The following is a 22,509-nucleotide window of genomic DNA, read 5'->3' as shown; positions in this document are numbered from 1 at the left end:
CCGCCCCGAAGGCGGGCCTTTATTATTCCCCTTTAAGGCCGGTCCTCAAACGTTCCTCCCCGGTGAACGCGGACGAGCCGGCCGTCCTCTACCCAGACGTTCCGAAGCGTTTTCCCCTCATCCTCAAACCAAAGCACGGCGTTGGCCCCGCTCGAAGTGATTCCCACCAGTCGACCGTAACCGGCCGGCACGAACCCCAGGGAACGCCCCTGGCTGAATCGCGCGCCTTTGTCCACGGTCCCAAAATCCAATTTTTCCTCCGCGACATCGTTGGAATAATAGACCCCCTGCCGAAAGGCGCGAACGCTCGCCGCCCCCGCCGCTCCAAGCCCTATTCCCACGGTCAGCGCCAACCAAACCCATCGTTTCATAGGATCCTCCCTGTGTTCGTGAAATCCAGCCCGATCCCTCCCCAGAGCTTGCGGGTCAAACTGGAAATCGCAAGCCGCGGAACATCCCGGGACGCCACCCAACGCCCGCCCCCAAACGGCGCCACGGATTCGCACAACCACGGGAACATGAATATCTCCCGGTGGGACAACACATGCCGCAAAGGCGTGGGCGCGCGGACCGAGCGCGGGCGCACGCCGAAGCGGTCCCGAAAAAGGCGGGGGATCTCGGTCCGGGACGGCGGACTCGCGAATTCCAATCCGGGGAACTCCCACAGACCCGCGTAGAGCCCGGTGGAGGGTCGCCGGCGAAGGAGCCAGCGGCCGTCCTTCTCAACCATCGCCGCGTGCCAATAAATTGTTTTTTTGGCGGGCTCGCCGCCGGTGGCGGGGATGTCGGCGACGCGGTCCTGTCGACGGGCCCAACAAACCCCCGACAAGGGGCACCGCGCGCAATCGGGCGCGGCGGGGCGGCACACGGTGGCTCCCAAATCCATCAGGGCGGAATTGTAGTGCCGGGCCCCGCCGGGGGGCGTCAAGGCTTTCGCCAAGGCCCAGAGCCGTTTCGATACCGGGGCGGTTTTCGTGTTTTGCCGGACGCCGTAAACCCGGGCCAAGACCCGGATCACGTTGCCGTCCACCAGCGCCGCGGGTTGATTGAAGGCGAAGGACAACACCGCTCCCGCCGTGTAGGGCCCCACGCCCGGCAGGGCATCCACGGCTTCCCGGTCGCGGGGCATGCGGCCGCCGTGCCGGTTCACCAGAATTTGCGCGGCGCGGTGGAGGTTGCGGGCCCGGGCGTAATAACCCAACCCCGACCACAATTCCAAAACGCTTTCCAACCGCGCCGACGCCAGGGCGGCGAGGGTCGGAAAGCGTTGAAGGAAACGCTCGAAGTAGGGGATGACCGTCGCCACGGTCGTTTGTTGCAGCATGAGTTCCGAGACCAGGACGGGGTAGGGGTCCCAGGAGCGCCGCCAGGGCAGATCGTGCCGCCCGTGGACGCGGTACCAGGCGAGGAGTTTCTTTTGAAACGTCGCGGGGGCGGGTCGCACCCGCGCATTTTACCAGTTCCATCGATTTCGACGGCGCCGGGGGGGATTCCGCTGAACCCCACAACGCCGACGGTGATTTCGGGTTAAGCGTTTTGGGCGAGAATTTGGAGAACTTGGATTTGGCTGTTAAAATCCACGGGGCGGAGCGGCATGGCCTCCATGAACCGACGCAGGGCTTCCCCAAGGGCGGCGGGCAGAGCCGCGACGGCCGCGGCGGCCGTGCCCACATTTTGGATCAAACCCTCCGAGGCGCTGACCGCCAGGGACAACGGCCTGTCCCAGTCCGGCCGGGCGATCAGGCGCGCGTAGCTCTCGCCCAAGGCGTTCAGGTCCAAGGACCCCGCGGGCGCCACCGGCCGATCGAGCACGGCGATCCACGGATCCGTCCCGGCCCACCGGTTCAACCGCTCCCGGGTGGATTCGTCGGACCCCGCCAGGATGAGCCGCACCGGGGTGTCGGCCCCGCGGTTAATAGCCCGCACCCGTTCCACGGTGTCGCGGACGGTTTCCCGGTCGTTCCAGTTGCAAATCTCCAATTGGGCCGGGGCGCCCGGGGGGAGCGCGCTCAAAGTCGATTCACCGAGGGCCATTTGGCGGAGGCGGTGCAACACCACCTCCCAGGGGGGAAGCGGGCCCCGCTCGAAGGGCGGCGTCTTTCGAAGCGCGGCTTCAAAGGGCCGACGGTAATCGCTTCGAGCCAGGGCCGGGGCCAGCCGTGTGAGGAATTCGTGACCGCGCGAACGCCCGTCAACGCTTTGGACGTCCAACGGGCCCTCAAAGGGAAGGAATTCGTTGAGCTTGAAGGCCAAATTCCGCTCCTCCAGCCGGAACGCCGTTTCAAAATTGATGGGCGAGCCCCACACCGCGGCGGACAAAATGGCGCCGTCCCGGCCGGCGGCGGGTTCCAACCAAGCCGGCGTCGCGGGGGCGCCCGGGCGAACGAAGGTTTTGTGGAACTCCTCCAGGGCCTTCCCGCGCACCATTTTCCCAGAAAAAAGGTCCCGCAAATCCTGAACCGCGAAATGGACCTCGCGCCGCTCGGCCGCGCTGAGGCCCTCCGGCCCCACCGTTCGGATCACCTCGGCGGCCCGGCCGAGAAAGCGAAGCGACGACCGCTCGTCATGAACCCAGGCCGCGCCCCGCAGAAGCGTCCGAACGATTTTCCCCCAGGGCAACGGGCTCACCTGGACCGACTCGACCCATTCCCCCCGCTTGCCGCGACCCACCGCGCGGGCCACGAGCGACACGACCACCACCGACAAAGCGACCCAGGCCAAAGCGGTCCAACCGACGATCTCGAGGACTCCCGTCGCTCCGGAGGCGGCGTCGACGGCCCAGGCGGCGCCGGGGGTCAACGCGCCGATCAACAGAACGCCCACGGCGGGGGCCAGGAGAGCGGCGGCCCGGGCCGTGCCGGCGCTCCAACGGACCCAACGGTCGTTCACGGGCGGCCCGGCCTGGGGGTTGAAATCCAAATCCTCGATGCGCTGCCACCCCTCTTGGTTGGTGATCCGCACCGTGACGAACCGCGCGGGGTCGTTGGACTCCAAGATTTCGACCGAGGCGGCGTTGCGCAGGGTTTCGCGCCAATCCCGAATGACCGCCGCCGGGGACGGACGCGCGCCGATCAGCCGCAGGAGACCCCGGTACCCCCGGCGCGGTGTCCGCAAGAACGGATGGCCAAAATTTCCGTTGACGATCTCCTGGCCTCCCGCCTGGGGAATGTTCTGCCCCTCTTCGCCCAACAATTCCCGCAGGTCCACCATCAGAGGCACGCCCAAGCGTTCATAGACGAGGAGCAACTTGAGGAACGTCTCCGTGGGGCCGCCGATGTTCGCCAGGGACGGCATGTCAAAGTTCGTCGGGAACGCGACGAACCGCCCTTTTTGGACGTCCCGGGCGTAATTCAAGGCGGCCAACAGGTCCGGCAAGGCGCGGGGGTCGTTGCCCGCCGCCACCCGGCGGTAATTGTGGTGGGGATCGACATGGTAAACCTGTTCCTCCGGAAAGCGCCGCAGGAATTCTACGGCCCAGGGGCCGTAGGCTTCCATCAGGAAATGGAACGATAGCCCCCGCCGCGCGGCGTGGGCCTTGGCCCCGTTGATCAACTTGGTCCAAAGGTCCCATTGCGGATCCCGGGCGGGATCGATGAGGTCGTGGGCCATGTCCACCCGGACCCGGGACACCCCGGCGTCGATCAACCGACGGAGATGCGATTCCAAATAGGAGAAATATTGCGGGTGGGTGAAATCGGGAGCGATCTGGTCCACCCCCATGTACCGCCGAACCAAAAACCGGCCTTCGGGAAACGTCAACAAAACGTGGTCCCGGTTCGCCTCAAGGAGGGCCCGGTCCGAGAGCGCCGCCCGTTCGCCCTCCACCTTGACGACCTCCTTCGCCCACCCAAGGCGGTCGAAGGTCACGTTGAGGGGCGTCAACCAGGGGACGAGGTCGACGGTCACGGTCAGGCCCTTTTGACGGGCGGCCGCCGTGAAGGAAGCCAGGGACGACCAACGGTCTTCGTTGGTGTCGCCGTCCACGACCGCGGGGTTCAAACGGTTCATGTCGTCCACGGCGTAGTTGTTCCCGAAATCATCGCCCAATTCGATGGACCGGCCATCGACCGTGACGGTCATGCGCTTGGGGGTGTAGTCCTGGACGAAAACGGTCGCGGGGCCGAACCGGAGCAGGTTCGGGGCCGCGGTGCTTTCGGTGTGGACCACGACGCCCGCGGCGCTGGGTTCATAGAGCCCGTTGTGGATGTAAATGTCGTTCATGCCGATCTCGGCGAGGAAGGGCAAAAGGCGGGTGGCCTTGGCCAGCCCCCGGTCCGTGGCCATTTTGGCGGCGCGCAAATGGCTGCCCACGTCCATGAGGTTGACCATGGCGGTGCGGAATGAAGGAATATTCGGCGGGTTTGCGGGGAGCGGAACGTCTTTTTCCTCGGTCGGGTCCTCGGGGAAAAAATCGAACACCCGAACGACTTCTTCGCCGTTCTCCCACGTCAGTCGAACGGCGAAATAACGCGTCGGGTCGGAGGTGTCCAACACCTCCACCCGGTCGGCGGCGGCGAGCTCGGCGACCCAGGGCCCGACGCCCAGGGGATCTTCCCGTTCCAACCGCCGGCGGAATTCCCGCCAATCGCGACGGGCCGGGTTGGAAAAGGGGTGCTGAAACCGGCCCGCTTCGTCTCGCGTTTCGCCGCCGGCCTGGGGGATATTCTGCCCTTCCTCTCCCATCAATTCCCGCAGATCCAGCAACAGAGGCAGGCCAAGCCGCTCGTAAGTCAGCAACATCGCCACGAAAGCCGCGGTCGGCCCCCCCATGGCCCGGAGAGACGGCTCGTCGAAATTGGTCGGGTAAACGACGTATTGCCCCCGGCGGCGGCTCAAGATGTCGTCCAAGTCGCGGCGCAATTCGGGAAGGGCGGCCCGGTCCCCCTTCGCGAGCGCGCGGAAAATGTGAAAAGGCGCGGCGTGGTAGACGTAATTGTCCGGGTAGCGGTCCAGGAACCGTTCGGGCCAATTGTCTTTGAACGCCTCCATGATGAAGTGGATTTTTTGCCCTTTCGATTCGGCGTAACGACGGGCGTCCTCGATCAAACGGCCCCAAAACTCCCAATCCACGCCGACCTGGGACACCGTCAAGTCCCCCGCCATATCGACGCGGACGCCCGTCACCCCGGCGTCGATCAACCGCCGCAGGCTCCGGTCCAGGTAGGCGGCGTAGTCGGGGTGGCGGGGGTTCGGTTTCATTTGGTCTTTGCCGGGGAAACAATTTTTCACCAAAAGCCGTTCGGCGCCGAAGGTGAGCAGGGCAAATTCCGCGTTGTCGGGTTGTGCCAGCAATTCTTCGTCCGACCGGTCGCGGTCCGCGCCAACAACCGGCCGGACCTCCTCGGCCCAGCGCGCGGTCTCCGGCGTCAACGCGTCGGGGGAGATCCACGGGTTGAAGTCGACCACCACGCCCAACCCGGCGCGCCGCGCCGCCGCCACCGCCTCGGCGAACCGCGCCCAGCGTTCTTCGTTGGTGACCCCGTCCACGACCGCGGGGTTCAGACGGTCCATGCTGGCGATGGAGAAATTGTTGCCGTGGTCCCGGTAGACGAGACCGTCGCGTTCCATCCGCTTGGGAGTGTAACCTTCGACCCGAACCTGGGCGGGCCCGGATTTCACCAACCGCGGCGACGCGCCGCCGTCGCGGTGGATCATGTCCCCCAACGCGCTCATCGCGTAGAGGCCGTTGTAAAGGTAAACCTGCGTGAACCCCCGGCGGGCCAGGGTGGGGAACAACCGCGCGACCTTGGCCAACCCGCGCGCGGTCGTGAAGCCGTCGCCTTCGATGCGGCTGCCCGCGTCCATCAGGTTGACGGCGGCGACGCGACCGAGGGGGGCCTGTTCGACCGGTCGGCGGCGGTCCGGGGGAACCGGGCGGTTCGTGCCGAGCGCCAACCACGGGAGGACGCCGGCCGCCGAAAAAACGGTTTGGTGCCATTCCGCAGCCCCGATGGGGAAGGGGCCGAAGGCCATCCAAAGCAGACCCAACCCCGCCGCCAACACCCACAGGGTCAGCCGCCCCGCTCCGCCCCGCGGCCGGGCCGTGGACGGTCCCGCGCCGTCGCCCGTGAGCAAGCCCCGGGATTTCAATTGATCGAGCCATCGCGACCATTCGTCCGCGGGAACCCCGAGCCGGCGCGCCCGCGCCGTCGAAACGGACGCCGGGGCGCCGACCGCTTCTTTAATCAACGCGCGCAGATCCGTCGGCGCGACGCGGGGCGCGGCGGCCGCCAGCGTCAGCGACATCGGCGCGGCGTCCCCCCCGGCGGTCCCGCCGTCCCGACCGAGGAACCGGGCGTGGAAAGATTCTTCGGTCCAGCCCAGGAGGCCGTCCACAAAACGGTGGGCGACGGCGGATTGGAAACGCGCCGCCGCGTCCGGCTCGTTCCGAACCACCGCCAGGGCCCACCGGAGCGTCCCGTGGTATTGGGCTTCCTTAAATAGCAGACCGGGCCGGATGGATTCCAAGGCGTCGAGGGCCTTCGCGGCGGCGGGGGCGTCGTTGGCCAAGAGGGCGGTTTCCGCCGCGACGAAGAGGAACGACACCCTTGGGGCGTCGAGGCTGCGGCGGGCCACTTCAGGGCCCAGTTGCGCAACGGCCAATTCGGCGGTTTCCAAAGTGTTTTCCAATAGGGACCGAAGACCGGCGGGGCCTTTTCCCAAATTGAGGAGAGCCGCTTTCAAATCCCCGGCGAGACCCGTCAAGCGGTCGTAACCGCCGGTGCTCATGGCCCGATCCACCGACCGCGCCGATTCCACGGCCCGCGCGATCAAAGCCGCGGGAGGGCCCGTGGCCCCGGGCGGGGCCATCCACAGAAGTCCGCCCATCCAGGACAGATACCGCTCCAGCGCTTCCGCCATGAAAACGAGGCCCGATAACCCCAGGACTTGGGAGGCGATCCCCGGCGCGCGACCGCCGGTGGACGATCGAAGATCGCGAGTGCGCGCCACCATGGCCATGTAATCGATGTCTTTGGAGGAATCGTTGAACCCGGCGATGTCGACGAAGCCCAAGCGCCGGTACAAATCCCGGGCGCGCGTGTTGTCCACGCGGGCGTCCTGATAAATGTAGTCGATGCCGGCGGCTTCGGCCGCCTCCGCCGCCGCGCGCCACAGGCGCCGCCCGACCCCCTGTCCGCGGGCGGAGTCCAAAACCCCGGCCCGGAAGACCACAAGGCCCTTGGACACGGGCAGGCCCCGCAGGGCCAAATCCTCGCGCGCGTAGGGCTTGTCGGCGTTGGGTCGAACGCCGATCAGGTAACCCACCGCGCGGCCCTTCACGACCGCGAGAAAACTGAATTCCCATTTCCCCTCGAGCGGCGTGCCGGTGGCGGCGCGCTTTTCCTCCAAAAAGCGCGAAAGCGTGCGCCACCCGCCCGGGCGGCCTCGCTCCATGGCCAACAAATCGGCCTCGAACCGCCGCGCGCTCTCCGGCGTCAAGGGCGCGATCTCCACCTCCTCGGCCCCGAAGGGCGCGGACGGGGCGAGTGCCGCTTTCCCGACTTCGGGCAATGGAATCGACAGGCGAAACACGACCGCCCCCGTTGCGGGTTCGCGTCGCCAGGACCAGCGGGCCCGGGGGGCGAGAACCGACGCGACCGCCGCGTCGGAATAAACTTTATTAACCAGGGATCGGACCCGCGCCACCGCCTCTCCGCGGCGGGAGCCCGGGCCGCGTTTTTCCTTGGGGACGGGGGGATTGGGGGACGTCACCGAATACTCCCCGTCCAACTCGGCGGGCAGCGGCAAATCGCTCGGGTTGACCACCTCGACGAATAGGGCGTCCCCCTCCACCCAGGCGTCGACGAAGGCCTCCGCCCCGGGCCGGCCGTGCTGTTGGGTGTTTTCCACGGCGTAATACACGATGTCCTTTAAGGCGTGGAGAATGATTTTCGCGCCCCGCTCCGGTTCCGCGTTGACAAAACCGGCGCCCAAGCGGTCGCTCAACCGCCGCGCCTGCCAGGTCGTGCCCTGGCCTTGGCGGATGGGCACGAATTTTTGGCGCAGGGCGAAGCGGGCGCCGCCCGGGTCGGCGAGCAGACGGTGGACGCGCGTTTTCCCTTTTTCCTTGATCCAGGGACCCGTCGGATATTTCCGAAGGAGGAATTCGTATTCGTATTTCCCGGGCGGGACCTGGAGGCGGGTCGAGAAAAACGCCTCCCCGTTCCGCCAATAGGCCCCCTTCAAGGGGTCGGTCATGGAAAATTCCTGGACGCGGTTCCACGTCCCGCCCCAATCGTCCACGGCGCCCAGTCGGACTTTCATTTCAAATTGATTGACCGGCTCACGCCCGAAGGCTTCGACGTAGGCGTGCAAGACCACGGAATCCTTTCCCCGAAGGATCTGCCAGGACCCCCAACCGGGGGGGGCCGTTTCGGTCAGGCCCCGCAAGACTTCCATGGGGTCGCGTGGCCGAACCCGCGGGACCGGGGACTCCTCCGCGCCTCCGGTTGCCGGTTTCACTTCCGAAAAGATCTTGAAATTTTCCCGGTAATGCTCGATGGAAACAAAGGCCAGCAACGCGCCGAATAAGATGTTCCCGGCCAATGGCTCCCACCACGGGAACCCCGCCAAAACGCCCGCGAGAAACATCGCGGCCCCCAGTTTTACGACGGAAGCGTTCGACAAGGCGTCCCGATTGAGAGGCCAATGCAAATAACGAAAAAGCGCCCACGCCCCTCCCCCCGCGGTCACCGTCCTCAAAACATCAAACACCAGGGAATCGCCCAGGCCGGGGGCCAAGGCCGCCAACAAAAGGGGGAATCCTTTTGCGGCCAGGGCCAACACCCCCGCGCCTTCCAAGGCCCCGGCGACGTACACGGCGTACCACCGCCCGATCGGCCGACCTTTCCATTCCCAGTCCGGGGGAATCCAACTCCCACCCGGCGGAAGCCGTCGGAGTTCCCCCGCTTTGACCATGGAATCCAGCCGGCCCGGCGTAAATTCGGCGGCGAGGTCGGCGTAGGGACGGTGGGGGGCGCGTGGAGCGGTGTAATGCTCGGCGATCCCCCGGAGGACATGTTCCGCGCGCGGCGCGAAACCGCGGGCGGCGAAATAATCCCGCAGAAATTCCCCCATGCTTTCGACGCTTTTTTGGGCGCGCCGGAAAGACGCCTCGTCGATGGATGAAAAACCCGAGGCCGGCGGGAGGGTTGGGGGGTCCCCCGGCGGGCGGGCGCCCGCGATCAATTCAACGGGACCCCCAATGACGTCCCCCGGGCGGAACCGGGTTTGGCCCCGTCCGTCCCAGGCGAGCCAAACGCCCACGTTGTCATCGTTGGGGTCGTTCGAACGGGTCACCCACCCTTGAACCAGAAGGGGGCCGGGCGATTTATCAACCCGGAAAAAAGTGGTGGGCGTTTGGCGCGGACGGGAGAGGCCGTCGTTGGCCAACACCACCTCCTGGCCCCGCCCCAACGGGACGGGCCAATCGAACACCCGCGCGTCGGCGCGGGCCAGCGAACCGGACCGGTCGCCGGCGGTCACGCCGTCGGCGTCCCAGTCGCTGCCGATGTTCATGGAGCTGAATTGGGCGATTTTCATCGCCTCGCCCGAATCCGCGCGATCCGGGTCCAGAGCGAATTCCCGGTTCGCCTTCAACGTAAAGGCGAGTCCGGTCTCCACCCCTCCCGAAGGGTCCGATGGGCGAAACGTCCATGTCCAATCGTTGGCGCTCACGTGGGGGGAATCCAGCCGCCCCTTCACCGTCAGGCGGCCCTCTTCGTCGGTCGAATAGGTCGCGTCCGTGATGAGGGTGATGTGCTGGCGTCCGTCGGCCCAATAACCGGGGGTCACGAAACTGGTTCCCCAAACGGTGTCGGGCGGGGTCAAGCGAAAATACCCATTCCCCTTGATAGACCCCACCTGCACCTTCCCCTTCAGGATCTTAAGCTCGGTGAACGCCCCCGCCGGGGTCCGAATGGCCCGCGCGCCGGGACCCGAATCTTCAGCCCCCAACACCGTCCAACCCTGTTCGGCGAAAATTCGTTCCTCCCGGGCGTCGACGGGAAACGAAGACCCGACCCCGAGGGACAAAACCACCAACAACGAAACCACGCCCCGCCCCAATCGGGCCAATAGGGAGGGTTTGTGTTGCCCGTAGCCGGGGGAGAGCGGATTCAAATCGGTGCCCACGGGGACCGCGCGCAGGCGCCCCGGCGCCGACGTCGCGCCGTCGATTTCAACGGTGAAGGTGTAATCGCCGGGGCGGGGCGCCCGCCATTCGGTTCGCCACCGGGTCACACCGGGCGGCGTGCCCCCGACAAGGGACCCGACAGAATCCCCCCCCTTCAGGGGGAGGTCGGCCAGGGTTCGGCCCTCCGGGTCTTGAACCCGCCAGCGGGGGACCCCGCCCGGGCGGTTCACGTAGGCGTCGATCACGAAGGGTTGGCCGAACGGCCGAATTTGAACCATAACCCCATCGGTCTCCGGGTCGGTCCGCAGCAGCCCGGTCGGCGGCGCCGCGCCGCGGTGCCGCCCCCCTTCGGCGACGAGACGCGGCAGGGCCGTGAGGGCGCCGTGGGCGGGGTGGTCGGCGTCGTTCGTCGCGAGGACCCGGCCCATTTCCTCGACGGTGAAGGGCCAGCGGCCCGTCCATTGGCCGTCCTGAACCCCCGGGGCGTTGATGCGGTGCTCTTCGCCCAGCCCCAAAAGATCCGTCCACGTCAGCGCCGCGATGCGGGCCGGGGATTTCATCACCAGGGCGATCAACCCGTCGCGGACGTCGGGGGTGAAAGATCGCAAATCCTCCGGCGGCGCGCGGTCCGGTCGCATCAGTCCCCAGAGATGGCGCCGGTCGGCTTCGGACCATTCGTTTTCCCAGCGGTGCCGGAGCGTGGTGGAATCGTGCAGACCCATCGTCACGTAGGCGTTGGCCGTGTGACGGGTGGGGTGGTAAAGGCTGCCGGGGTTTTCGCCGTAAATGACCGGCAGATAGTCGGTGCCGCCCAAACGCCGCACGGACTCGGGCACGCCGGGCGGGACGGTGCCGAGGGTCTCCCAAACGAGCTGGGTTCCGTTCGCCTGGGCCGTGGCCAGAAGGCGCGAAAGAATTTCTTCCCCGGGGGCGCGGACGAAGGCGGCCGGGCGCAGGCTGTCCGTGGGGCGCACGTCGCCGCCGGACCCGAAAAGGTATTCCCAGAGGAATCCCCCGTCCCCGCCGTCGGACCGGGGCGTGAGCCGCAGGAAATCCCACCAGGGCCGGTCTTCAAAAACGGCTTTTTCAACGACGTATTGTCGGTTCCAGGAACCGCCGGGGGGCGTCCCGTCCGCCGACCGCGCCACGATCAAGGCCGCGTCCGGCGTCAACGCGCCGTCCGCGCCGAACAGCCGGCCCCGCAGCACCGCCGGCAGGGAATTGTCTTCGACCGGCGTCCCCCGGTCCAACCTTTGGAATTTTTCCAGCAGGAGCCGGCGCGCTTCGTCCACCGCGGCGCGCTTGACGTCGTCCCCCGCCGCGCGGCCGCGTTCCTGCAATTCCCGCAGGGCGCGGTAAAGGCCAAGGCTCTCCAACGTCAATCGCCCCCGGGCGTCTTCGCTGAACAAGTACGAGCGATAGTAGCCCAACACGTGGTCGAGGCGCACGCAGGAGGCCCACCGCTGGTTGAACCGCAGCAATTCGTCTATAAAATCGGCGCTCGCGGGGTTCGACCAGTCGAAGGGATAAAATTGCCAGTATTGGCCCGCGGGGTAGGCCGACTCGGGCGGCACCCCCTGGGTGACCGATCGCCGGTACCCGTCGCTTTTTTTTAACCCAAAAACTTCCGGGTGGATCCACAGGTCGGCCCCGTCCAGCGCGAAGGGAATGTCCAACATCACCTCGACCCCCAGGCGGCGGGACTGGTCCACGAACCGTCGGCGTTGATCCGCGGCCAGGAACTGGAGAAACGTTTCGAAAGCGAGCGCCTCGCGGTTATCGATGCGGGCGCGGCGGAGGGCGCCGCGGTCCCGGTCCCGCAGGCCCGCCGGCCAGTTGCGCCAGTCCCACATCGGGCCCGCCGCCGCGCCCGGGGGTTCGGCCAGGAAGCGCCTTTTCAATACCACGTAAAGCAAGTGGTCCGTCAGCCACGCTTCGTTGGCGCCCCGAAATTCGGCCAGCGCGGCGCGCACGGCGGGGGTGTCTTTCACCTCCGCCCAAAGCCGGGAGAGGGCCTCGCGCTTAAGGGCGTCCACCTCCGCGTAGCGCACCCGCGGGGAAGCGCGGAGAGCCGCGATCCGTCGCTGGATCTCCGCGGCGGCGACCCAGGCGGCCGTTTCGCCCTGGGGGGCGAAACGCGCGACGGCGGCCTCCACGTCAATCCGGTTCGGCTCGATGGCCCGGGAGCTGGCCACGGAATAGGGGGAGTTTCCGGCGGAGGACATGTTCAAGGGTTCGATTTGAAGAAGCGTGAGACCCAGGGCCCGGTGCAGTTCCGCCGTCCGCGCGGCGGTCCCGAAATCGCCGATGCCCCAATCCCGGTCCGACCGGATTTGGAACAGCGGCGCGTAGGTGCCCACGGCGGTCCGCATCCCCGCGCGGGCGGGAAAGACCGTCGGCGGGGTTTCGAGTTTGAGAACGCCGAGCAAGGCGCCCGGATCGTTGAACGCGCGGCGCACCAGCACCCCGGCGCCGGCCTCTTTCAATAGAACGTCATCGGCCGGCTCCAGGGCCAACCCCACCCCGAGAACGCCCTGGGACCGCGCGGCCTCCATGTCCGAGGGGGCGTCGCCGATCATCAGCGCCTGGTGCGGCGCCAAATTTTCTTTCTTCAGGGCCTCGGCCAAACGGGCGGCTTTGTCCCCGTCCCCGAAATACCCGTCCAGGAACGGCGCCAGCCCCAGCCGTTCCGCCCGGGCGCGGCATTCCGCGGCGTTGCCGCCCGTGAGGACGAACACCGGCCGCCCCGACGCTTTCACCGCCTGGAGCAATTCCATCGCGCCGGGCACCAAACGGGGATCGAAATTGGATTCAATACGGGCCTTGATCAGCGCCCGGACCTCCCGATAAACCGCCGTCCAGGCCGCGGCGTCCATCGGGGGGAAACCGAGCGCGCGATCGTTGCGAAGCGCGGCCAATTTATCCGCTTCGCCCAAACCCGAGATCCGTTTCAGGAAACGCGCCATCGGCGCGCGTTTCGCCGGGTCGCCGTTGAACAACCGGTCCACGAACAAATTCGCCTGGGGGTCGAAGGGGTAACCCGCCCAAAGGGTCAAATCAAAATCAATGAACACCGCGCGGGGGTCCAAACGGCGCACCGCGGCGGGGGAAACGACCGCCACGGACGGCGGTGCCCCCCACGCCCCCCGGAGGAGATTCCGCGCGCGGGAACCGATCCGCCCGGTCCAGCGGCGAAAATCTTCGCGGGTGGGACGCGCCCGCCCGACAAGCCCCCAACGGGCCTTGCGCCCCCCGGGTTTCGTGGGGTCGAAGGAGGCGACGATCGTCCGTCCCCGATGACGGACGCGGACGGAAGACACCCCCCCCTTCCGTCCGCCGTCAATGACCGTGAACGTCCGCTTCAAGTGGTCGCGCACCGGACCGGGCAGCGCGCCGTCCGGCTCGCCGCCGACGGCGACGGCGCCCGCGGTCAATTCCGTGCGCGCCAGACTCTCGTCCGAAGCCGGCGGCGCGGCGAGGAAAAGTTTCGGTCCTTCGAACAAGCGGTCCAGGGGGGTCTTTTCCTCGGCGAAGACCGCCAAATAGGCCGCGCCCTGGGGCCCTTCGATGTTGGTGAGTTTGGGAACGACCGAGGCGACGGCGTACCCCGCCCGCGTCAGGCGTTCGGTCAATCCCCGGGCGTGGTAGCCCCCGGTGACCAAAAGGGCCTCGGGGGCATCGGCCAATTTTTTCAACATCCCGGCGGCCATGGCCTCGTCCCGGGATTGAGCTTCGACGTAAAAACGTTCGGCGTACGCCAAAACGGCCGATCGCGCCGGCCCCTTCGCCGCCAGCCCGGCCCATTCCTCCGGCGTCAAAGAGAAGTCGGCGAGTTTTTCCTCCAGGGCCAGGCGTCCGGATTCCTCCCAAAGCCGGCGTTCGACGGGCGTGGACAAGAGCCCCTCGACGACCGCCTCTTCCCGCACCCGTAAATCCTCGAACAACGCCTCGGCGTCGATCCGGTGGGCGTGCAACACGTAGCGCAGGTAATCGGCGAAGGCCGGGGTGCCCGACAGAGCCACCCCGGCCTTTTGGCACAGTTCATCCAGTGAAAGATAGAAATCCGCGGCGCTCAACTCGCCCGACCGATAGGCCACCCCCTGGGCCACCAACCGCGCCGTGTCCTCGGGCGAGAGCGACCGCGCGAGCCGTTCCAACACCCGGCCGCGCTCGGCCTCCACGCGGGCGAAATCGATGGCGTCCTCCATCGCCAGAGTGTCCAGGAAGTGCGCTAGGGCGGGGTGACGGCCCTTGGGCAGAGGCGCCAGGGAGCGGGCGAAGGCCCCCAAGCGCGTCGCGCCCCCATGATAGGCGCGGGCCCGGCGGTCGAAATCCAGGAGAGCCGTGTTCCCCGTTTTGGCTTTTTCATCCTCGAGCGCGGCGCGGGCCCGGCTCAGCCGCTCTTTTTCGGCGGCCAATCGGGGGTGGGCGCGACGGTAGGCCTCGACGTTGGCCGCGTAATGGGCAGGGTCGTCGATTCCCAGCACCAAAGGCGCGGGCCCCGCCCGCGTTAAAAGGGCCTGGATCGGACCGGAAATTTCGTTTTGCAGGAGCATTTCCTCCGCGGCGGCGGCCAGGGCCGCGGGGTCCGGGAACGCCCTCGGCACGGAGAGGTCCACGGGACCAAACGCCCCCTCCAACGCCACCCAGGGCGAACGCCGCCCCCCGGCGGCGAGGAGGGCGTCGACGGTCCCGCCCAGATTTTTTTGGGCTTCCACGTGGTGGTGCACATCCTGGAGATGGATCACCAGGCCGCGCGGGGCCTGGGGCGGCAAGGTCACCCGCCTCAACGACGCCCGGGCAGCGGGAACGGCCGCCAACCAGCGGCGGTGGTCCGGCGACAAACGTTCCGGAAGGCGCTCCTCCCGCGCCGACCGCGCCGCGGCGCCCGGTTCCACCGCGGCGACGCGGGGCAAGGCGGCGTTGGGCAAGGCGGCGGGCCCGGCCTGGGCCAGCCAACCCCGGGGGTCCGATTGATCGGAACGCCGCGCGCGTTGGCGGTCCGCCCAAAACCGGGACTCGGCACTGTGGACGAAAACCACGTTCGACAACGCATAGGCCACCGATAGACAAAAGGCGGTCGTCTTCCTATAAACTATAGGGGAGAACACGCCGTAATCCTATGCCTGAAACGCCGATCATTCCCTTAAAATAATGTAACAATATTGTAAATTCTCGAACCAAACAGGGGCCCGCCCGTAGGAAATAACGAACGGCCACACCATCGCGATCGACGGAAAAGGACGGCCCCATGACAAACACCGGAGCGCTCAACATCGCCCTCGACCCATCGTTTTCAACCGACACACCCCGCCCCTTGACCCCCGAAGATTTTTGGGCCCTCGCGGAGCGCCACGGCGACAAGCTCTACAATTTCGCCTGGCGCCTCGCCGGCAACGAGGCCGACGCCTCCGATTTGGTTCAAGAGGCGCTCGCCCGCGCCTTCGCCGCCCGGGACCGCTACGACCCCGGCCGCCCCTTTGACGCCTGGGCCGGACGCATTCTGCACAACGTCTTTATGGACAACATGCGCCGTTACGAACGGCGGAACGCGGTCTCCTTCGACGCCCCGCTCCCCGACGGCGAGACCCCCCTGGTCGAAAAGTTCCGGGGGAACGACCCCAACCCCGTCGACGCCCTGCTCGACCGGGAACGCGACAGCTGGGTGCGCCGCGCTTTGCGGCAACTGCCCCCCGTGTACCGGGCCGCGGTGACCCTCTGCGACATCGAGGGCCATTCCTACGAGACCCTGGCGGAGATCCTGGACTGCCCCCTGGGCACCGTGCGTTCGCGTTTGCACCAGGGCCGCCGTTTGCTGCGGGCCTATTTCGACCGGTACCGCGCCGAGGCCGCCCGGTGATCCACCCGCCGGACTGGTCCTTTCCCTCGGCCTTTGTCGACGGCGCCCTCGCGGACGATGAACGCGTTCTTTTTGAGGAACACCTGGCCGGGTGCGCCGAGTGCCGAAACGAAGTGGCGGCGTTGCGGTCCCTCAAGGCCCGACTGGCGGAGGCCCCGCGACGGCCCCTGCCGGCCGCCTTGCGCGCCTCCTGGGCGCGGCGGAGCCGACCGCCCCTGTGGCGGCGATGGATCCCCCCGGCGCGAAGCCCCCGGTGGTTCGCGGCGGGGTTGGCGACGGCCGCGTTGGCCGTCGCGACCGCCTGGGTGTTGCAACGGGACGTCGCGGTGCCGGCGGCGATCGACCTCGAACCCTTGATGGCCGCCCACGCGGCCTCGGCCGCCGAACGGCCGATGCCCGTGAGCGGCTTTTACGAGGACGACGCCGTGCGCTGGGCCTCTTACAATGACGACGCTGACTCGCGTTAGCGGCCTGCTGTTGCTGGCCGCCGTGGGCCTCCGGGCCGCCGAACCCGACGGGGGCGCCCTCGTCCGCCGGGCCTTCGAGGGACCGCGCGCGCCTTACCAAGGCGAGATCACCATCACCCATTGGTCCGCCGCCGGCGCCCGCGCCGAAGAAGCCCGCGTCTACGTCCAAGACCGCGGCACCTATCGCTACGAATACCTCACCCCGGCGGGACGGGTGGGACGCGTGGTGGTGGGGGCGAAGGGCGTGGAGCACCTGCTGAAGCCCGAGGGCCGTCGGGCCCGCTCCAAACCGATCCAGCCCGCCCTGTCCCCCGACAAAGAATGGACCCTGTTTCAAAGCAACTACCGCGTCTCGGCGCCGACGCGGGACCGCGTGGCCGATCGGGCCGTTTGGAGCGTGGAGTTGACCCCCCTGACGGAAGGAAAACCCCGGGAGCGTTGGTGGGTGGACGACGACGCCGGCGTCGTCCTGGCGTTGCGCCGGTACGGCCCCGATCCCGGGGACGCGTCGATGGTCCGCTTCGTTCGGTTCGAGGCCGCCCCCGGGCTAAACCCGCGCCTGTTCGAGGTGGCCGCCGAATCCGAAACCCCCGCCGCCGACGCGCCGGCCGGGGTCGACGCCCCGCGCGCCCTGCCCTGCGGGTTCGTCTTGAAAAGGGACCGGCGCTTCCAAACCCAGGGCGTGACGGTGACGCAATGGACCTACACCGACGGGCTAACGGTGGTGTCTTTTTTCCGTACGGAGAAACCCGTGCGTCTCGCCGTCCCCCGGGGACGGATGGCGGTGGTCCAGGAACACCGCGGCCCCGCTTATTTCACCGTCATCAGCGACGGCTCCGAAGCCCTTTTGCGTCGGCTGTGCGCCGAATGGCCCGACGACTTGCGAGCCCCTTGAGCGTGTTCTAGAATCGTTTTTTCATGATCAACGTCCAAGGACTCATTAAAGATTACGGTCCCACCCGCGCCGTGGCGGGGGTGTCCTTCACGGTCAACCCCGGCGAGGTGGTCGGCCTGCTCGGCCCCAACGGCGCGGGCAAAAGCACGACCCTGCGCGTGCTCACGGGCTACCTGCCCCCCACCGCCGGGACGGTCACCCTCGACGGCGTGAACGTCCTGGCCGACGCCCTCGAAACGCGCCGCCGCGTGGGCTATCTGTCGGAGACCAACCCCCTCTACGAATCCCTCGGGGTGTGGGAGGCTCTGGAACTCTTCGCCCACCTGCGGGAGATTCCCCCCGGGCGCATCGACGCCCGCCTGAGGGAAGTTATCGACCAATGCGCCCTGCGGGACGTCGTGTCCAAGGACATCGGTGAACTGTCCAAGGGGTACCGCCAGCGGCTGGGATTGGCCCTGGCCATACTGGCCGACCCGCCGATTTTGATCCTGGACGAACCGACCTCGGCCCTCGACCCCAACCAGCAAAAGGACGTTCGGGACCTCATCTTGCGTCTGAAGGAAAAGAAGACGGTCCTGTTGTCCACCCACATCCTGCCCGAAGCCCAGCGGATGTGCGACCGCCTGCTGATCATCCACAAGGGCCAAATCGTCGCCCAGGGCACCGTGGCCGAATTGCAGGACCGTCTCGCCGGGGCGCAAAGTTTTTACGTCCGCCTCAAGGCCCCCGCCGCCGCCGCGGAAGCGCTGGCCGGTCTGGCGGGCGTGACCGCCGTCGAGAAACGGGACGAGGCGGAAGTCGGCTGCCCGGGTTTCCTTTTGACGGGGACCCGCGACCCGCGGGAAGATTTGGCCCGCCTCTGCGCCGACCGGCGGTGGCCTTTGATGGAGCTGCGGCGGCAAACCGCGACCCTGGACGACATTTTCCGCCAACTGACGGTGACGCCGTGAGAATCTCCCGCGCCCTTCTCTTGACCCGCAAGGAGTGGAAAGAGTCTTTCAATTCCCCCACCCCGTACATCGCGCTGGTGCTTTTCTTCGTCATCATGGGTTGGCTTTTCACGGCGTCCCTGTTCCTTGTCGGGCAGGCGTCCCTCGATGAATTCCTCACGCCCCTGCCCCTTTTGTTGGCCGTCTTCCTGCCCGCTTTCACCATGCGCCTGTTCGCCGAGGAATACAAAACCGGGACCGTGGAAACGCTCGTCACCCTGCCGCTCGAGGACGCCGAAATCGTGCTGGGCAAGTTCGGCGCCGCCCTCGCGATTTGGGGGGTGTTGTTGGGGTTGTCTTTGGTGTACCTCGCTCTGCTGATCGTCCTGGGTCCGCCGGACCTGGGGCAAGCGGCCGGCGGTTTCCTGGGGGCGCTCCTCCTGGGGATCTTTTACAGCGCGCTGGGGCTTTTCGCCTCGTCCCTTTCCCGCAGCCAGGTTGTGGGGTTCCTGTTGGGTTTTCTTCTTTGCTTCGTCTTTTTCCTGGTGGGGCAATCCGCGGAGTACCTGCCCGGACTGACCGGTCGACTCCTGTCTTACTTCGGGGTGGACCGCCATTACCAACCCTTTCTCAAGGGGATCGTGGACACCCGCGACGTCCTCTACTTCCTCTCGGGCACCGTGTTGGCGCTCGCGGGCACCCTGGCCAGTTTCAACAGCCGACGATGGCGCTAGACCCCCTCCGCGAACGGAAAAGACGGCTGAGCCTGGTGTCGGGCTCGGGCCTCCTTTTGCTGGGGGGGATCCTGGCCGGCGTCAACATCGCGGCCGACCGCGTTTTCGCCCGCTTCGACTGGACCGCCGACAACCGCTACTCCCTCTCGCGGGCCTCCCGGGAGCTCGTCCGGTCCCTGCCCGACCCGGTGGTGGTCAAATACGTCCGCACACCGGCCCTTCCGGAACCCTACGAGACCCAGGGCCGATACATCCGCGACCTCTTGAGCGAATTCCGGGCGGCTTCGCGGGGACGATGGACGGTGGAAACCGTCACCCCGGACAATTCCGACGCCTCCGTGTCCGATCTCGCCCGCTTGGGTCTCGAATCCGCGCGCTTCACCCAAATGGCCTCCGATCAGTTTCAGGTGCGCGAAGGATTCCTGGGGTTGGTCCTCTTTTACCAGGATCAACAGGACGTCATCCCCTTTGTCAAAAACGCCAACAATTTGGAGTACGAAATCGCCAGCCGCCTGCGGGTGATGAGCCAGAAAAAGAAAAAAACCCTTTTCTTCGTTTCCAACCACAACGAGGTGTCGCCCCAGCATATGAAGCAGGGTCCGGCGGCCCGCCTTTTCGAAGAATTCCACGTGGAACCGACGCGCCTTTCGCTCAAGGACGATCCCGGAATCTGGCCCGACGCCATCTTCCTGTTGGGCCCCCAAAACAAACTGAACGACGACGAGCTGGACGCGCTGGACCGCTACATCTCTTCCGGGGTGCCGGTGGTGGTGGCGCTCAACCGCCGCGTGGTGATGCCCAACAGCTTTCGAAGCATCGCCCAGGAAACGGGGCTGGAATCCTATCTGGCCCACTACGGCGTGAATGTCGACCGTGAATTCATTTTGGACGAGCGCTGCCAAAACATCGTCATGCAAAGCCGGGAAAACGCCTACTACGTCAGTTATTGGCCGTTTGTGATGGCGAACAACCTCAACAAGGACCACGTCGCCGTTCGGAACCTGGACGTTTTGGCCTTCCCCTACGCGAACGCGGTGTCCCCTTCGTTCGGCGACGGCGCGCCCCTCGCCTTCACCCCGCTCGCCCGTTCCTCCGAAAAAAGTTGGGTCTGGGAGGGGGCCTACAACGTCGACCCGCCGAGCCTTTTGGCGCAACGCCAATCCCAGTCCCCCTCCCGTCGCGGGCCCTTCACCCTGGCCGCCGTGGTGGAAGGAAGCACGGTGACCTTTCGCGCGCCCCAACGTTCGGTGCCGAACCTCCGGCTGGTGGTGTTGGGGACCTCGTACTTCGCCAACCCCCAATTTCCCCATCCCGACGGAAACCCGCTGTTCATCTTGGCCTTGGCCCAATGGCTGACCCAGGACGGGCAATACCTCGCCATGCCGCCCAAAAGTTCGCCCTACCGTCCGCTGAAGATGCTGGCCCCCGTGCTCAAAGGGCTGACGAAGGCCGTCGGTTATTTTTTGGTCCCCGTTCTGATCGTGCTCGCCGGCCTGCTCCATTGGCGCCACCGGCGAACGGTCCGCGCGGAGGTTCGACGTTGGATGGAGGAGGGGACCGGCCGTGCCTAAATGGATTCGTTCCTTGGCGGCGGCCGCGGTGGCCGTGGCCTTTGTGGTCGGCTTGAGCCTTTGGCCGCGGTCGAACGAGCGGCCCAACACCCCACCCCCCCCCCGCGATCTCAACCGCGTCGAAATCCGTCGACCCGAAGGCGCGGTGGTGCTGGAGAAAACCGGGGACGACTGGCGGGTGGCCGCCCCGGTGCGGGCCCCGGCGGGGGAGGGCCTGGTGATGGGCGTCGCCAACGCCCTCAACGAACTTACGCTCGAAGCCGTCCTGAGCGACCGGGCCGAAAGCCACTCCCTTTTCGAGGTGGACGAGGCCAGCGGAACCCTGTTGCGGGTCTGGGGCGCCGGGACCGACGCCCCGACCGAATGGTGGGTGGGGCGGACCGCCCCGGACACGACCCGCGCCTATCTTCGAAAACCCGGGGACAAACGGGTCTATCTGGCGCGCGGCTTGCGGCGGGATTTTCTCTACGGGGAAGCCAACCGTTGGCGGGAAGGGCGACTGCTCCCCCTGCCGGCTCAAACACGCGCGCGGGCGATCCGGTTGGAGCGGGGGGCGACGCGGTTTGCCCTGGAGCGGTCGTCAACGGGGTGGACCGTGAACGGGAAACCCGCGCACCCCCTCAAAGCGGAAGGGTTCGAGAACCGGCTTCGTTATCTCACCGCCGAGGATTTCATCGACGATGCGGACGCGTCCGTCGCGCGCCGGTTGGGATTGGATCGACCTTCGGCGGTTCTGACCGTCACTCTGGAGGACGGATCCACCCACGCGATCCGTTTCGGCCGAACCGAAAAAGACCCCATCGCCCGGACCATCGCCCGGCGGGACGGGGACCCCACGTTGTATTGGGTTTCCGGCACCCCGGAAGCCCTGTCGGCCACCACGGAACTTTTCCGGCCTTAAAAAATCAGCCGAGCTTGCGGGATTTGTTGGGTTGTTGGCCGGCCAGCTGGGCCAGCACGTCGCGGAATTCGTCAACCGCTTCCTCGAAGTTGTCCTTGGCCTTGTCACCGAGCGGGGTGGTTTTGGCGGTCACCGGGGCCGGGGGCGGAACCGCCGATGGCGCCGGGGCGGGGGCGACCGCCGCGACCAGGGCGCCCACCTCCGAGGGCCCCGCCACCGCGGGGGCCGCGCGTCTTTCCACAGGGAGGCTCCGGGGCCGCATCAGTTGAATGGCCATTTCCCCGATGCTCTGGGCCAAATCCATCAATTCGTTTTGCCCCCAGAAACCCAGGGGCACGTTCCTCTCGCCCCGGGCCATCCGGTCCGCCCAACGCCGCAGGGCGTTGACCGGCCCGATGGTCGCCCGGTACTGCCACAACAAGAACGTCAAGCCGAGAACCGCCAAGAATATCAACCCGCCCAAAAGGTTCATGTGGTTCCGCCGCAGGTTGTCCAACATGCCCGCTTCGGTCTCGGCCTTGGCGTCCTCCGTGCGCCCTTTTACCGCGTGGAAATCCTTGAGCGCCCGATCAAACACCGGACCAAAAGTTTTTTCCACCGCCTCCATCGCTTCCACCCGCCGCCCGGCATCCACGCCTTTTAAAACGGTTTGCGCCTCCCCGGCGACCCGTTTCAACAACCCCTGCACGATGCGGATCTCATCGCCGACGGCGTTCCCCGCCTGGACGGCCTTTTGCCAATCCTCGACCCGCTGACGGCAGCGGGTTTGCGCCTGAACCAGTTGAAGCTTCTCGGCCTCGTCCCCCAACAGGACATAATTGGCCAAGGCGCGGCTCTGGCGGTTGAGGAAATATTCAATGTCGGTGACCGCCGCGTGGGTGTTGAGGGCGAGACGGCTCCGGTTGAAGGCGTCCTCTTCGCGACGAATGTTTATGAGGCACCACGCCCCGACCGCCCCGGAAGCGGCCAGGAAGAGAAACGAGAACAACGTGACTTTCGCGCGGAGGGTCACCGGTT

Annotated in this window: 11 protein-coding genes; 7 read left to right on the top strand and 4 right to left on the bottom strand. The window is 66.8% G+C overall.

Annotation, left to right across the window (positions count from 1 at the left end; all coding sequences use genetic code 11):
- Positions 1 to 32: 32 nt before the first annotated feature.
- The 3 genes from IPI56_01845 to IPI56_01835 all read right to left on the bottom strand — a co-directional run bounded on the left by IPI56_01845 (position 33) and on the right by IPI56_01835 (position 15,246).
- On the bottom strand, positions 33 to 371 hold the full coding sequence (locus IPI56_01845) for a hypothetical protein (GenBank protein ID MBK7544485.1): 339 nt from the start codon (positions 369 to 371) through the stop codon (positions 33 to 35).
- Entirely contained in the window at positions 368 to 1,444 is a 1,077-nt protein-coding gene (gene mutY / locus IPI56_01840; GenBank protein ID MBK7544484.1) for an A/G-specific adenine glycosylase, read from the bottom strand. The genes IPI56_01845 and mutY overlap by 4 nt, the downstream gene beginning before the upstream one ends.
- Before the next feature lie 83 nt (positions 1,445 to 1,527).
- On the bottom strand, positions 1,528 to 15,246 hold the full coding sequence (locus IPI56_01835) for a 4-alpha-glucanotransferase (GenBank protein ID MBK7544483.1): 13,719 nt from the start codon (positions 15,244 to 15,246) through the stop codon (positions 1,528 to 1,530).
- A 140-nt stretch (positions 15,247 to 15,386) separates the two neighbouring features.
- Here IPI56_01835 and IPI56_01830 point away from each other — a divergent pair, with 140 nt between their 5' ends.
- Genes IPI56_01830 through IPI56_01800 form a run of 7 tightly spaced genes read left to right on the top strand, consistent with a single transcriptional unit; the run spans position 15,387 to position 21,492 of the window.
- Complete coding sequence (locus IPI56_01830; protein ID MBK7544482.1) at positions 15,387 to 15,995, top strand: sigma-70 family RNA polymerase sigma factor; 609 nt, start codon at positions 15,387 to 15,389, stop codon at positions 15,993 to 15,995.
- A complete protein-coding gene (locus IPI56_01825) occupies positions 15,995 to 16,462 on the top strand; it encodes a zf-HC2 domain-containing protein (GenBank protein ID MBK7544481.1) in 468 nt (155 codons plus the stop codon). The genes IPI56_01830 and IPI56_01825 overlap by 1 nt, the downstream gene beginning before the upstream one ends.
- Positions 16,440 to 17,357, top strand: coding sequence for a hypothetical protein (locus IPI56_01820; GenBank protein MBK7544480.1), 918 nt, complete (start codon positions 16,440 to 16,442; stop codon positions 17,355 to 17,357). The genes IPI56_01825 and IPI56_01820 overlap by 23 nt, the downstream gene beginning before the upstream one ends.
- A gap of 23 nt (positions 17,358 to 17,380) precedes the next feature.
- Entirely contained in the window at positions 17,381 to 18,307 is a 927-nt protein-coding gene (locus IPI56_01815) for an ABC transporter ATP-binding protein (GenBank protein MBK7544479.1), read from the top strand.
- Positions 18,304 to 19,020, top strand: coding sequence for an ABC transporter permease subunit (locus tag IPI56_01810; protein MBK7544478.1), 717 nt, complete (start codon positions 18,304 to 18,306; stop codon positions 19,018 to 19,020). Before IPI56_01815 ends, IPI56_01810 begins: the two co-directional genes overlap by 4 nt.
- Complete coding sequence (locus IPI56_01805; GenBank protein ID MBK7544477.1) at positions 19,011 to 20,591, top strand: GldG family protein; 1,581 nt, start codon at positions 19,011 to 19,013, stop codon at positions 20,589 to 20,591. Before IPI56_01810 ends, IPI56_01805 begins: the two co-directional genes overlap by 10 nt.
- Positions 20,584 to 21,492 carry a DUF4340 domain-containing protein gene (locus tag IPI56_01800; protein MBK7544476.1) on the top strand — a complete coding sequence of 303 codons (909 nt, stop codon included), beginning with the start codon at positions 20,584 to 20,586 and terminating at the stop codon, positions 21,490 to 21,492. The genes IPI56_01805 and IPI56_01800 overlap by 8 nt, the downstream gene beginning before the upstream one ends.
- A gap of 4 nt (positions 21,493 to 21,496) precedes the next feature.
- Here IPI56_01800 and IPI56_01795 read toward each other — a convergent pair whose 3' ends face one another.
- A complete protein-coding gene (locus IPI56_01795; protein MBK7544475.1) occupies positions 21,497 to 22,504 on the bottom strand; it encodes a HAMP domain-containing protein in 1,008 nt (335 codons plus the stop codon).
- Positions 22,505 to 22,509 lie beyond the last annotated feature (5 nt).

This window comes from Elusimicrobiota bacterium (assembly GCA_016706425.1).
GTDB lineage: Bacteria > Elusimicrobiota > Elusimicrobia > FEN-1173 > FEN-1173 > JADJJR01.
Note: the sequence above shows the minus strand (reverse complement) of the source record. Positions and strands in the feature narration are given on the sequence as shown.

Excerpts from the sequence above, each read along its gene's own strand:
- IPI56_01845 (MBK7544485.1), bottom strand. The coding sequence starts at position 371 with ATGAAACGATGGGTTTGGTTGGCGCTGACCGTGGGAATAGGGCTTGGA.
- IPI56_01830 (MBK7544482.1), top strand. The coding sequence starts at position 15,387 with ATGACAAACACCGGAGCGCTCAACATCGCCCTCGACCCATCGTTTTCA.
- IPI56_01820 (MBK7544480.1), top strand. The coding sequence starts at position 16,440 with ATGACGACGCTGACTCGCGTTAGCGGCCTGCTGTTGCTGGCCGCCGTG.
- IPI56_01815 (MBK7544479.1), top strand. The coding sequence starts at position 17,381 with ATGATCAACGTCCAAGGACTCATTAAAGATTACGGTCCCACCCGCGCC.
- IPI56_01805 (MBK7544477.1), top strand. The coding sequence starts at position 19,011 with ATGGCGCTAGACCCCCTCCGCGAACGGAAAAGACGGCTGAGCCTGGTG.